Source organism: Bacillus sp. S71, assembly GCF_016625265.1.
GTDB lineage: Bacteria > Bacillota > Bacilli > Bacillales > Bacillaceae_G > Bacillus_A > Bacillus_A cereus.
Map to the genome: position 1 here is coordinate 44,213 of NZ_JACVUW010000018.1, position 14,090 is coordinate 58,302.

Below are 14,090 nucleotides of genomic sequence, written 5' to 3' on the forward strand. Positions count from 1 at the left end.
CTTATCCTCTTTTCCATCTTGTACCTTGAGCGGTATCTTCTAAAATAATATTACGGTCTTTTAAGTCATCGCGAATTTGATCTGATAATGCAAAATCACGATTTTTACGAGCTTCAATGCGTTTTTGAATAAGTGCCTCAATTTCTTCATCAAGCAACTCTTCTTGCGCTAATTCTAACCCTAAAATATCAAATAATGTTTCAAGTTGTTTTACGTATGCTTCAATTACCACTGTAGACGTATGTTCTTCCAGTAAATATTGATTCGCATGATTTGCCACATTATATAACTCAGTGATTGCATTAGCAGTGTTGAAGTCATCATTCATCGCTTCTTCAAATGCAGTCTGGAATTTTTCCAGTTCCGCTAACCATTTCTCATTATGGTCTGTTAAATCAGTACTACTTTCCATACGGTGTTTTAAGTTACCGTAAGCCGTCTTAATTCTTTCCAGTCCGTTATTTGTGCTTTGTAATAACTCTTCACTGAAATTAATTGGATGACGGTAATGTACCGATAGCATAAAGAATCTAATTAACTGCGGATTATATTGCTGAATGATATCGTGAACTAAAATAAAGTTCCCCAATGACTTAGACATCTTCTCATTATTAATATTAATATATCCATTGTGCATCCAGTAACGTGCAAATGTTTTTCCAGTTAACGCCTCAGACTGCGCAATTTCATTCTCATGATGAGGAAATGCTAAGTCTTGACCACCAGCATGAATATCGATTGTATCTCCTAAGTATTTACGTGCCATTGCCGAGCATTCAATATGCCAGCCTGGACGACCTTTCCCCCAAGGGCTTTCCCAGAAGATTTCTCCTTCTTTAGCATCTTTCCATAAAGCAAAATCAAGAGGGTCTTGTTTCTTTTCTCCTACTTCAATACGCGCACCGTGACGTAAGTCTGCGATTGGTTGATGCGATAATTTACCGTATCCTTCGAATTCCTTCGTTCTAAAGTACACATCACCTTCTGATTCATATGCATATCCTTTATTCACAAGTTCTTGAATAAATTCAATAATGATATCCATATTTTCCGTTACACGCGGATGAACTGTTGCGTGTTTGCAACCTAGTGCCGTTACATCCTCAAAGTACGCTTCAACGAAACGGTCAGCAATTGTCGGCACATCTTCACCTAATTCATTTGCTGCTTTAATTAATTTATCATCTACGTCAGTAAAGTTGGACACATACTGCACATCATACCCTTTATATTCTAAATAACGGCGTACCGTATCAAATACCATAGGTGGTCTTGCATTCCCAATGTGAATATAGTTATAAACTGTAGGTCCACACACATACATCTTTACCTTATTTTCTTCTAATGGAGTAAACTCTTCCTTTTGACGTGTTAACGTATTATAAATGTGAATAGTCATTTTTATCCTTCCTTTCTACCTTTACTTCAAGTTGTTTTTTCAATTTATCAAGTTCTACTTCCATGACCTTTAACTTATCAAAAATTGGGTCTGGAAGGTCAGAATGATTTAATTCTTGACCGATTTTTACTCCATTTTGAATAACGACTCGGCCAGGTATACCTACAACTGTAGAATGTGCAGGGACTTCTTTTAATACGACAGAACCTGCTCCAATTTTAGAATTCTCTCCAACTGTAATAGAACCTAGTACTTTAGCACCTGTTGCAATTAATACATTATCCTGAATTGTAGGGTGCCTCTTTCCCTTTTCTTTACCCGTACCACCTAATGTAACCCCTTGATAGATCGTTACATTATCACCAATTTCGCACGTTTCTCCAATTACAACCCCCATTCCATGGTCTATGAAAAAACGACGACCAATTGTTGCTCCTGGATGAATCTCAATGCCAGTAAAGAAACGACTAACTTGTGAGATCCAACGTGCAATAAAGAAGAAATTTTTTTTATAAAAAGCATGTGCAATTCGATGGGCCCAAACTGCATGTAATCCAGAGTAAGTCAAAATGACTTCGAAATAACTTCTTGCCGCTGGATCCTGTTCAAAAACGACTTCAATATCTTCCCGAAGCCTCTTAAACATCGACGTTCCCTCCCCTTTATGGGCTGCTTTTTCGAATGAACTAACTCCCTACTTATCTCCCTAAATCTTTATACACGTAGATAAAATTTATACTCATACCCAGTTTTACGGTATAAAAAAAGACGCCTCTGTCATATTGACAGAGACGCCTTATAAGCGCGGTTCCACTCTGTTTAGGCTAAAAAAGCCTCAAACTCATCTCTGATAACGGTGTACACCGCTTCTGCTTACTTTACGCCCTAAGACGTTTCGCAAAACAATTTACTGTTCAGCAGAAGACTCGAAGGGGCATTTCAAAAATCCGCTTATAAACCACTTCCAGCCTAAAGGTGGTTCTCTCTGTAAAAAGCCTGATTTTCTACTTCTCCTTCTCGTCGCTTTTCCTTATTAGGTTTTAAGTATACTTATTATATTTCTAAACCTAGAAAATGTTAACCAATTACTTTTTGAAGACGATTTAAAACTTTTTCTTTTCCAAGAAGTGCAATAGCATTCGGAAGCTCTGGACCATGTGTTTGACCAGTAGTTGCAACACGGATTGGCATAAATAAGTTTTTACCTTTATGACCTGTTTCCTTTTGAACTGCTTTAATAGCCGCCTTAATTGCTGCTGGTTCCATCGCTTCTAGTGCTTCTACTTGACCAGCAAATGCACGAAGTACTTCTGGTACTTGTTCACCTTTTAATACTTCTTGTCCTTCTTCTTCATAATCAACATGATCTTTGAAGAACATTTCAGAAAGCTCTACAATTTCAGCTCCAAAACTCATTTGTTCATGGTATAAAGCAATTACACCACGGATCCAATCTTGGTCTTGTTCACTTAAAGTTTCTCCCACACGTCCAGCTTTCACTAAATGCGGTAAACTTAACTCTACAACCGTATCTAAATCTTGCTTTTTCATATACTGGTTGTTCATCCATTTTAGTTTTTGAGAATCAAATAATGCAGGTGATTTTGATAAACGAGCTGCATCAAACATTTTGATAAACTCATCTTTAGAGAAGATTTCTTCTTCACCTACTGGTGACCAACCTAATAGCGCAATAAAGTTAAAGATTGCTTCTGGAAGATATCCAAGCTCTTTATATTGCTCAATAAATTGAATAATAGATTCATCACGCTTGCTTAATTTTTTACGACTTTCATTTACAATTAAAGTCATATGACCGAATTGTGGGATATCCCAACCGAAAGCTTCATAAATCATCATTTGTTTTGGCGTGTTTGAAATATGATCATCACCACGAAGTACATGTGTAATTTCCATTAAGTGATCATCTACTGCTACCGCAAAGTTATAAGTTGGGATTCCATCTTTTTTCACGATAACAAAATCACCAAAATCATTTGAATGGAATGCAACTTCGTCTTTTACGATGTCTTTGAATGTGTAATCACGATTAGCTGGTACACGGAAACGAATACTCGGAATACGTCCCTCAGCTTCAAATTCTTTCATTTGTTCTTCAGTTAAATCACGGTGGTTACCTGCATAACGAGGTGTTTCACCACGAGAAATTTGTCCTTCACGCTCTGCTTCTAGCTCTTCTTCTGTCATATAACATTTGTAAGCTAAACCACGCTCTAATAAATCTAGATATAATTTTTTATAAATATCTAAACGCTCTGTTTGACGATATGGTCCAAATTCACCGCCAACATCAACACCTTCATCCCAGTCCATACCGAGCCATTTTAAGTATTTTAATTGGCTTTCTTCTCCACCAGCCACGTTACGTTTTACATCAGTATCTTCAATACGAATAATAAACTTGCCATCTAAATGACGAGCAAATAAATAATTAAATAATGCCGTACGCGCATTTCCGATATGTAAGTGTCCTGTTGGACTTGGCGCATAGCGCACTCTCACTTGCTTTTCCATAATTGGTACACCTTCCATTCTTAATGTCTACACATTCTATAATTGTACAACAAAAAAATGTGATTATCCATCTTACGAATTAAAAACCATTATTTTTTCTGTAATAATACCACTGCTTGAGAAGCAATTCCTTCTTCCCTACCTGTAAATCCTAATTTTTCTGTTGTAGTTGCCTTTACATTAATGTTATCTATAGACGTTTCTAACAGTTCACCAATACGTTTACGCATACTTTCAATATGCGGTGCCATTTTTGGCTTTTGAGCAATAATTGTACAATCTAAATTCCCTAACTCGTAACCTTGTTCACGCACAAATTCCCAAACTTTTTGCAACAATACAGCTGAATCTGCATCTTTAAAAGCTGGGTCTGTATCAGGAAAATGCTTTCCGATATCTCCTGCTGCAATGGCACCTAAACATGCATCAGCAATCGTATGTAACAATACATCTGCATCTGAATGGCCGATTAATCCTTTCTCGTGTGGAATTGTAATTCCGCCAATAATTAACGGTCTACCTTCTGCAAATTCATGCACGTCAAAACCTTGTCCAATTCGAAACATTCTTTACATCCTCCTTGAGCTAAACCACTGAGCTTTATGACTCTATATTATATCGATATCCTTACAAAGAAAAGCCCGGCCATTGCCGAGCTTTCCTTTGTTATACACCATCACGGCTATTTTTTCAGAACATGAAGGAAACTTTCAGCAATTAGTAAATCCTCTGGAGTCGTCACTTTAATATTATAGTAACTCCCTTCTACTACACCTACTTGCTTTCCAATACGTTCCACGAGACTTGCATCATCTGTACCAAGAAAACAGCTCTGTTTTGCACTTCTATGAGCTTCTAGCAAAAGAGAAACAGAGAACCCTTGCGGTGTTTGTACAGCCTTAAGCTGAGATCGTTCTACCGTTTCGACAACAACACCTTGCTCTACCTTCTTAACTGTATCCTTTACTGGCACTGCACAAATGGAAGCTCCATATTTTTCTGCTGCTGTTAATACATCTTGAATCACTTTATTCGTTACGAATGGGCGCGCTCCGTCATGTACAAGAACGTATTCAACACCACTCGCATGCTGAATCGCGTTATATACACTATCTTGTCTTTCGGCTCCACCCTGAATAAATTGTACCTGTTTTTCAATCGGATACTTCTGCATTAATTCTTCAAAATACGGGCGTTCCTCTTCGTTAATTGCCATAACAATACTTTTGCACGCTTTATCTCTTTCAAAAGCACGTAATGTATGAACGATAATCGGTACTTCATTTATAAGTAAGAACAACTTATTTTTGCCAGCACCCATCCGCTTTCCTTGGCCGGCTGCCGGAATAATTAATGTATACATATTAATAATCCTCTACCTATAATGCTTTTTCTAATAATTTACGTTTTGCGAAAATCATACGACCAGCTGATGTTTGTAATACGCTAGTAACCAGTACATTAAGTTGCGAACCTACATACTCTCTACCATCTTCTACTACAATCATCGTACCATCATCTAAGTACGCAACACCTTGGTTTTGCTCTTTACCATCTTTCACAACATAAACATTTAATTCTTCGCCAGGGAGTACAACTGGTTTAATTGCATTAGCTAAATCATTAATGTTTAACACTGTTACTCCTTGTAATTCAGAAACTTTATTTAAGTTAAAATCATTCGTTACTACAGTTCCACCGGTGATTTTTGCTAACTTTACAAGTTTGCTATCCACCTCTTGGATATCCTCGAAATCGCCTTCATAAATTTCTACCGGAATCGGCATCTCTTTTTGAATACGATTTAAAATGTCTAGTCCTCTGCGACCACGATTACGCTTTAAAGCATCGGAAGAATCGGCAATATGCTGAAGCTCTTCTAATACGAATTGTGGAATCACAATTGTTCCTTCCAAAAACTTCGTTTGGCAAATGTCAGCAATACGTCCATCGATAATTACACTCGTATCGAGAATTTTCCAATGAGTCGTAGATTTTTCTGCTTCTGCCTCTTCGTTCTCGCTATTATTTTTCTTCTTACCTCCGCGTTGGGGTAATGTAAATAATCCTAGCAATTCATTCCTCTTTTTAAATCCTACTTGGAATCCTAAATATCCAAGTAAAAGAGTGAAGAACACTTGCAATACCGTACTAATAACCGGAATTGTAAATTCACGAATCGGTATTAAAATTAAATATGCAACAATAAGACCAGAGATCAATCCTAATGTACCAAATAAAACATCTGCTACAGGCGCCTTTACAAGAGCCTCTTCAATATGCTTAATAAGTTGAACAATATAATCTACAAGCCAAAATGTTGTTAAAAATAAAATAATTGCACCAATAATCGCACGAACATACGATCCTTCCAATAAAGGAACAGCACCGATGTCTAATACATTAATAACTTTTGGGATTAAGTAAATCCCTAACGCTCCCCCGATCACTAGAAAGAAGAGCTGTACGATCCGTTTTAACATCCAACCACCTCCTACTCATTATTAACCATTGTTTCGCTAATCAAAACGCCGAATGCAAAAGCGGACGTGTTTTTTTATAAATAGTTTTATTTACCAATATATCATATCATATACCAAAAATGTTCTAGTGTCGTTATATTATGGAATCAATGTAATATTCTTAATTGTGTCTACTCATATATAGATGCTCTTGAATTCTTTTTAGGCCTTCTCGTATTTTCTTCGCCCTTACTTCCCCAATTCCTTCCACATCATCCAATTCATGAATAGTCGCGCGACAAACTCCTTGCAACGTTTTGAATCGATTAATTAAATTTTCAATGATAAGTGGCGGAACACGAGAGATTTTGCTTGTAATTCGATATCCCCTTGGCGTCACACTTTCTTCTAAACTGGTTTGCCCTGGGTAACCAAGTAATTTAACTAAATCACTATCCTCTAAAAGTTGTGTATTTGCAAGGTCCTGTAACTTTTTCAAAATTTGATGATGGTCTTGTGTTTTCTCCTGATGGTAATCTTTAATTAACAATGCTGCCTCTGCTTCTAAATCAGCTAGTAATTCTGTAAGCTGTAAACGAATTAACCTACCTTCTGTTCCTAGCTCATGAATATAGCTCAATATTTCATTTTTAATACGCAGTACCATTTCAACACTATGTAAAACGTGAACTACCTCAGACATTGTAACGACCTCTTCAAATTCTAGAATGCCCAAATTCGTAATACCATCATTCCATACAGCCTTATATTTTTCTAACGTTTGAATAGCTTGGTTTGCCTTTGTTAAAATAACCCCTATATCTTTTAGTGTATAACGTAAGTTCCCTTGATATAGCGTAATTACGTTACGTCTTTGTGAAATGGCCACAACAAGGCTGCCCGTCTGCTTCGCTACACGTTCTGCTGTTCGGTGACGCATACCGGTTTCAATAGAATCAATAGATGCCTCTGGAACTAACTGTGCATTCGCTATTAAAATTTTACTTCCCGTTTCATTTAAAATAAGTGCCCCGTCCATTTTTGCTAATTCATATAAACTAGCAGGAGAGAATGCACAATTAATGTGAAAACCACCATCCACAATACTTTTAATCTGCTCATTATATCCAAGAACAATTAGCCCCCCTGTTTGTGCGCGAAGTACATTATCTATCCCTTCACGCAGTGGTGTTCCTGGGGCCACGAGCTGTAAAATATTAATCATACTTTTGACACGTTGCTTATTTTCTTCCATAGCCTAGCCTCCTAATGTCAAACGAAGCGCTTCTCCTAAATTAGAAACACCTACAACCTCAATCCCATCCGGAATTGTCCATCCTCCTAAGTTTTTTCTAGGAATAATAACACGTTGAAATCCTAATTTAGCCGCTTCTTGTACACGTTGTTCGATTCTTGATACTCTTCTTATTTCTCCAGTTAATCCTACTTCTCCTATTACTGCATCAGTTGGTGCCGTAGATTTATCCCTAAAACTTGAGGCTATACTTAAAGCCACTGCTAAATCAATTGCCGGTTCGTCTAATTTCAAACCACCAGCTACTTTTAAATATGCATCTTGATTTTGCAATAGTAAACCTGTTCTTTTTTCTAATACTGCCATAATAAGCGAAACACGGTTATGATCAATTCCCGTCGCCATTCTTCGAGGATTTCCAAAACTAGTAGGGGAGATTAATGCTTGTATTTCTACTAAAACCGGTCTTGTTCCTTCCATTGAAGCAACTACTGTTGATCCTGCAACACCAACCGGCCTTTCCTCAAGGAAGATTTCAGAAGGATTTAAAACTTCCGCAAGACCAAGCTCTTTCATTTCAAAGATACCCATTTCATTCGTGGAACCAAAACGGTTCTTCACAGCCCGTAAAATACGATACGTATGGTGTCGATCTCCTTCAAAGTAAAGAACTGCATCGACCATATGTTCTAACATACGAGGTCCTGCAATTGCTCCTTCTTTTGTCACATGCCCGACAATGAAAATAGGGATTCCTTTTGTTTTTGCAAGTTTCATTAATTCCGCTGTACATTCACGTACTTGTGCCACACTTCCTGGTGCTGACGTCACTTCAGGTAAATGTATCGTTTGAATAGAATCAATAACAACAAAAGCTGGATTCATCTCTTCAATATGTGCTGCAATACGCTGCAGGTCTGTCTCTGCTACAACAAATAGATTGCTACCCTTTACATGCAAACGATCTGCACGAAGTTTAATCTGCTTTGCCGACTCCTCACCCGATATGTATAATACATCATATGAAGAATCTGCTAATTGTGATGAAATCTGTAATAGTAATGTTGATTTTCCAATCCCAGGGTCTCCACCAATAAGCACTAAGGACCCATCTACAATTCCACCACCAAGCACACGATTAAACTCTTGAAATTCCGTTTCAATACGTGCCTCAGACTTTGTTTCTACTTCGGTAAGACGTCTTGGTTTTGTTACTTCCGTTTGAATTGCATTCGCGTAATTAAGGCGCCTAGATGATACAACTGGCTCCATTTCTTCAACAAGTGTATTCCATTGACCACATCCAGGACATTTACCCATATATTTTGGTGACTGATAACCACATTCTTGACATATAAATTTCGTTTTCTTTTTAGCCATACCTTTTTATAGTTCACTTCACTTTCGTCTATAAACGTTTATCCTTCTCGTACAAGAAAGAGGGCTATCGCGTAGCCCTCTTTGTTTGTCTATACTTATTTTACCTTTTCCGCACTATGAATGACAAATGATTCTCCTTCTACATCAAAGATAACTTTTTGTCCTTTCTCAATAGCACCTTTTAAAAGTTCTTCTGATAGTCTATCTTCTACATGTTTCTGAATTGCTCTGCGAAGTGGACGAGCGCCATACTCACGATCAAATCCTTTATCTGCAATAGCTGAAATTGCCCCTTCCGTTAAGTGCAATTCGATTTCTTGTTCTTTTAAGCGATTAACTAACTGATTTACCATAAGAGTTACAATCTCTTGAATATGTTTTTTCTCAAGCATATGGAATACGATAATTTCATCAATACGGTTTAAGAATTCTGGACGAAATGCCTTTTTCAGCTCATCCATTACTTTACCTTTCATATCCGAATAATCACGGCTTTCATCTTGTACATTAAATCCAAGATGTTTGTTACGTTTTAACGCCTCGGCACCAACGTTAGACGTCATAATAACAATCGTATTACGGAAATCAACTGTACGTCCTTTAGAATCTGTTAAACGACCATCTTCTAATACTTGTAGTAAAATATTAAACACATCCGGATGAGCTTTCTCTACCTCATCTAATAAGACAACTGAATATGGCTTGCGACGAACTTTCTCTGTTAATTGTCCACCTTCTTCATATCCAACATATCCTGGAGGAGAACCAACTAAACGGGAAGTAGAATGCTTCTCCATGTATTCTGACATATCGATGCGAATCATTGCATCTTCATCACCGAACATAGATTCTGCTAGTGCTCTTGCAAGTTCTGTTTTACCTACACCTGTTGGCCCTAAGAAAATAAATGAACCAATTGGGCGCTTCGGATCTTTTAATCCTGCTCTTGCACGACGAACAGCTTTTGCTACAGCTACTACTGCTTCATCTTGACCAATCAAACGATCATGGAGAATGGATTCTAAATTTAATAATTTATCAGTCTCTGTTTGTGCAAGTTTAGAAACTGGGATACGCGTCCATGTAGAAACGACATTTGCAATATCTTCTACCGTAACCTCTGAATTTTCTTTTCCTTGTTGCTCTTTCCATTGACGTTTTGTATCTTCTAACTTCTCACGTAAGCGTTGCTCCATATCACGTAAGGATGCAGCCTTTTCAAATTCTTGACTTTGTACAGCTGCATCTTTTTCTTTTCGAATCTCCTCAAGCTTCACTTCAAGCTCTTTTAAGTTTGGTGGTGTTGTATAAGAACGTAAGCGAACTTTTGAAGCAGCTTCATCAATTAAATCAATTGCTTTATCTGGTAAAAAGCGATCTGTAATATAACGATCTGAAAGTTTTACAGCTGCATCAATAGCGTCATCTGTAATAGATACACGGTGATGCGCCTCATAACGATCACGTAAACCTTTCAAGATTTGAATCGATTCTTCTAAACTTGGCTCATCAACATGAATTGGTTGAAAACGTCTTTCTAAAGCCGCGTCTTTTTCAATATATTTACGATACTCATCTAAAGTTGTTGCCCCAATACATTGTAACTCTCCTCGTGCTAAAGATGGTTTTAAAATATTCGATGCATCGATTGCACCTTCTGCTCCACCTGCACCAATTAATGTATGAAGCTCATCAATAAATAGAATAATATTGCCTGCTTGGCGAATTTCATCCATCACTTTCTTTAAACGATCTTCAAATTCACCGCGATATTTCGTTCCAGCTACCACTGTACCCATATCTAGTGTCATAACACGCTTATCTCTTAAAGTTTCAGGAACTTCATTATTTACAATTTGCTGTGCTAATCCTTCTGCAATTGCCGTTTTACCTACACCAGGCTCACCAATTAATACTGGGTTGTTTTTCGTTCTACGGCTTAATACCTCAATTACACGTTGAATTTCTTTACCACGTCCAATAACAGGGTCTAAGCGATTTTCACGCGCAACAACTGTTAAGTCCCTTGCTAAACTGTCAAGTGTCGGTGTATTTGCATTTGATGCTGAACCACCTTGATGACCTGAACTAGCTTCATTACTTCCAAGAAGTTGTAAAACTTGTTGTCTTGCTTTATTTAGACTTACACCTAAATTATTTAAAACACGTGCGGCTACACCTTCACCTTCACGGATTAAACCGAGTAAAATGTGTTCTGTTCCAACGTAAGAATGGCCTAGCTTACGCGCTTCATCCATAGATAATTCAATAACCTTTTTAGCACGAGGTGTATAATGTACAGTTTGAGAAGCTTCTGTTCCACGCCCAATTAACGCTTCTACTTCTTTTTGAACTTTCTCTGGACTTAATCCAAGAGCAATTAATGCTTTTGCTGCAATTCCTTCACCTTCGCGTACAAGCCCAAGTAAAATATGTTCTGTTCCAATATTATTATGCCCAATACGAATTGCTTCCTCTTGAGATAAAGCTAATACTTTCTGTGCTCTTTCTGTAAATCTTCCAAACATCATAGAAATCGCCTCCTACTTGCGCTTAGTTTTTTTCAATACGTAATCGCTCACGGATTAAGGTTGCTCTTCGATAATCTCTTTCTTCTGGCCCTAAAGGTCCACCTGCGTATTGTTGTAAAATACCTGGTTGCGTAAGAACCATTAGCTCAGTCAAAATATTTCTCGATATACCTTTTATATATCCTAGATCAATACCAAGTCGTACATCCGATAAGCAATTGGCTGCTTCTGCAGATTGAATTAAACGACTGTTTGCTAGTATGCCGTAAGAACGATAAACCTTATCTTCAAGTTCAATACTTGAATTTTGTACAATTAATTCTCTAGCTATTTTTTCTTGCTGTATAATTTGTTGAATGACACTCTTTAAATCTGCAATAATATCTTCTTCAGACTTTCCTAGCGTCATTTGATTTGAAACTTGAAATATATTACCTAACGCTTCGCTACCTTCACCGTATATTCCTCTTACTACTAACCCTAATTTTTGAATTACTTGTATAATACGGCTAATTCTTTTTGTTAAAACCAGTCCCGGTAAATGAATCATCACAGAAGCTCTTAACCCTGTGCCAACATTAGTAGGACAACTTGTAATATATCCAAGTGACTCATCAAAAGCGTATTCAACTTCTTTCTCAATCCAATTATCTATTTGATTGGCGCTTTGAAGCGCCTCTGATAACTGTAATCCTGAAAATAGGCACTGAATCCGAATATGGTCTTCTTCATTAAGCATAACACTAATATGTTCACTTTCTGATAGTAGACATGCTCCATATTCTGTCCCTGCAAGATTTGGACTAATTAAATGTTTTTCGACTAAAACTCTCCTTTGAAGAGGTGTTAATTCATTCATCTTTAATAGTCCAAACTCCCCAAAGGACCCTACTGCTTTATTTATAAATTTCTTTTTGAATAATTCATGAATCTGTTTAGCTTCTTCTTCGTTTTGCATAGTGGAAAATTGATATTGTTTAAAATTACGAGCCAAACGAATTCGACTACTTAAAACAATATCAGAATCAGGGCCATCCCCCTTCATCCATGGACTAATTGCTTCGTTCATAATTTTGTCCAGTGACATAGAATTATTCCCCCTCCCTATGCTCACTAAGCTGTATTTCAAGACCTCGGATTTTATCCCTTACCTCTGCAGCTTTCTCAAATTCCTCTTTCTGTACGTATTGTTTCAGAATAAGTTTTAGTTCATCTAATTCTTTCTTTAAGTGGATATTTCCTTCTATACGTTCCGGAATTTTTCCACAATGTTCTGTATGCCCACCGTGAAGGCGTTTTAATAATGGCTTTAAATGCTCCTTAAATGTATCGTAACAAGAAGAACAGCCAAAACGTCCGACTTTTGTAAATTGTTCATATGTCATCTTACAATCTGGACACCTTACTATATCTGCATTTGAAAATCCATTTTTTCCTTCTTCAAACATTGTTGATTCACCGTGTAATAAACCAGCAAATAAATCATGAAATGAAAAGTTAGACTGCGATGATTGAAAGAAAGACGTATAGCCACTTTGCTCTGCACATTGCTCACAAAGATGAACTTCCGCCTTCTTCTCGTTAATTACTTTTGTATAATGTAAAGTTGCTGGTCTTATGTTACAGTTTTGACAAGTCATCACTATCCCCACCTTTACAACAGGAACGCTCTATCTCATGGTACTTTTCATACATTACTAGATTGTTCGCTTTCCTGAATCCATTTAAATAAAAGTGCATGTTCTTTTTCAAAACTTCTACAATATTTAACTGCTTTATCTTAGTTATCAATCTTTTACAAAAGTTATATTTATTTATATTTCAGTGTTCTTAACATTGCGCATAATATTCGAGCCCTAAGTTCATCTCGAGAAAGAACATCCATTGATAATACAGAACGGTCTATTACACTTAACATCAGTTTCGCTTCACGATTTGTTATGATTCCCTCTTCTATTAAACGTATAATCATACTTTCTGCATTCCCTTGCGCAACGCTATGATCAATCATATGAAGCATTTGATCAATAATGTCTATATCATCATGCAGTTTGACTTTTATAATGCGAATGTAACCTCCTCCACCACGTTTACTTTCTACTACAAATCCTCTTTCTAACGTAAAACGGGTATTGATTACATAATTGATTTGAGATGGTACGCACTCGAATCGATCCGCAATCTCATTTCTCTTGATTTCAATCACATTATTATTACTTAAGTCAATAACTTGCTTTAGATATTGCTCAATGATATCAGATATATTTCTCATTTATCCGCCACCTTTATTGACTTTGACTATCTTTGACTTTAATTATATACGTATTAATAAAATTTGCAACTCTTTTGCTTATTCACTATCCTAGCCACATTCCCCTGTATTTAAACAAAATATGAATACTTTAAACACATTTTTTATTACTATGGATTATAAAATAAAACACGAAAAAACACGAGTCATTTGACTCGTGTTTTAGTTGCTTGGCGACGTCCTACTCTCACAGGGACAAGGTCCCAACTACCATCGG

General features: G+C 36.9%; 12 protein-coding genes and 1 other annotated feature. All 12 genes read right to left on the reverse strand.

Annotated features, from left to right (window positions below):
* Position 1 precedes the first annotated feature (1 nt).
* A complete protein-coding gene (gene cysS, locus IBT51_RS24725; RefSeq protein ID WP_200458801.1) occupies positions 2–1,399 on the reverse strand; it encodes a cysteine--tRNA ligase in 1,398 nt (465 codons plus the stop codon).
* Positions 1,380–2,045 carry a serine O-acetyltransferase gene (gene cysE / locus IBT51_RS24730; RefSeq protein WP_000476500.1) on the reverse strand — a complete coding sequence of 222 codons (666 nt, stop codon included), beginning with the start codon at positions 2,043–2,045 and terminating at the stop codon, positions 1,380–1,382. The genes cysS and cysE overlap by 20 nt, the downstream gene beginning before the upstream one ends.
* A 138-nt stretch (positions 2,046–2,183) precedes the next feature.
* Positions 2,184–2,429 (reverse strand) — a binding site (T-box leader).
* Positions 2,430–2,476: 47 nt separating this feature from the next.
* Positions 2,477–3,934 (reverse strand): glutamate--tRNA ligase, encoded by a 1,458-nt coding sequence (gene gltX, locus IBT51_RS24735; RefSeq protein ID WP_000415150.1) that lies wholly within the window; start codon positions 3,932–3,934, stop codon positions 2,477–2,479.
* An 89-nt stretch (positions 3,935–4,023) separates the two neighbouring features.
* Positions 4,024–4,500, reverse strand: coding sequence for a 2-C-methyl-D-erythritol 2,4-cyclodiphosphate synthase (ispF, locus tag IBT51_RS24740; protein ID WP_200458800.1), 477 nt, complete (start codon positions 4,498–4,500; stop codon positions 4,024–4,026).
* Between the two features lie 116 nt (positions 4,501–4,616).
* Complete coding sequence (gene ispD / locus IBT51_RS24745; RefSeq protein ID WP_053565450.1) at positions 4,617–5,297, reverse strand: 2-C-methyl-D-erythritol 4-phosphate cytidylyltransferase; 681 nt, start codon at positions 5,295–5,297, stop codon at positions 4,617–4,619.
* 16 nt (positions 5,298–5,313) lie between these two features.
* Positions 5,314–6,417: a PIN/TRAM domain-containing protein gene (locus IBT51_RS24750; protein WP_053565451.1), complete on the reverse strand. Its 1,104-nt coding sequence runs from the start codon at positions 6,415–6,417 to the stop codon at positions 5,314–5,316.
* 160 nt (positions 6,418–6,577) lie between these two features.
* Positions 6,578–7,651, reverse strand: coding sequence for a DNA integrity scanning diadenylate cyclase DisA (disA, locus tag IBT51_RS24755; RefSeq protein ID WP_000392164.1), 1,074 nt, complete (start codon positions 7,649–7,651; stop codon positions 6,578–6,580).
* 3 nt (positions 7,652–7,654) lie between these two features.
* On the reverse strand, positions 7,655–9,031 hold the full coding sequence (radA, locus tag IBT51_RS24760) for a DNA repair protein RadA (protein ID WP_001085199.1): 1,377 nt from the start codon (positions 9,029–9,031) through the stop codon (positions 7,655–7,657).
* 95 nt (positions 9,032–9,126) lie between these two features.
* Entirely contained in the window at positions 9,127–11,562 is a 2,436-nt protein-coding gene (gene clpC, locus IBT51_RS24765; RefSeq protein WP_000971170.1) for an ATP-dependent protease ATP-binding subunit ClpC, read from the reverse strand.
* 22 nt (positions 11,563–11,584) lie between these two features.
* Positions 11,585–12,649 (reverse strand): protein-arginine kinase McsB, encoded by a 1,065-nt coding sequence (mcsB, locus tag IBT51_RS24770; RefSeq protein ID WP_000050836.1) that lies wholly within the window; start codon positions 12,647–12,649, stop codon positions 11,585–11,587.
* Positions 12,650–12,653: 4 nt separating this feature from the next.
* Entirely contained in the window at positions 12,654–13,202 is a 549-nt protein-coding gene (gene mcsA, locus IBT51_RS24775) for a protein-arginine kinase activator protein McsA (RefSeq protein WP_000128385.1), read from the reverse strand.
* Between the two features lie 170 nt (positions 13,203–13,372).
* Positions 13,373–13,834, reverse strand: coding sequence for a transcriptional regulator CtsR (gene ctsR, locus IBT51_RS24780; RefSeq protein WP_200458799.1), 462 nt, complete (start codon positions 13,832–13,834; stop codon positions 13,373–13,375).
* Positions 13,835–14,090: the final 256 nt, after the last annotated feature.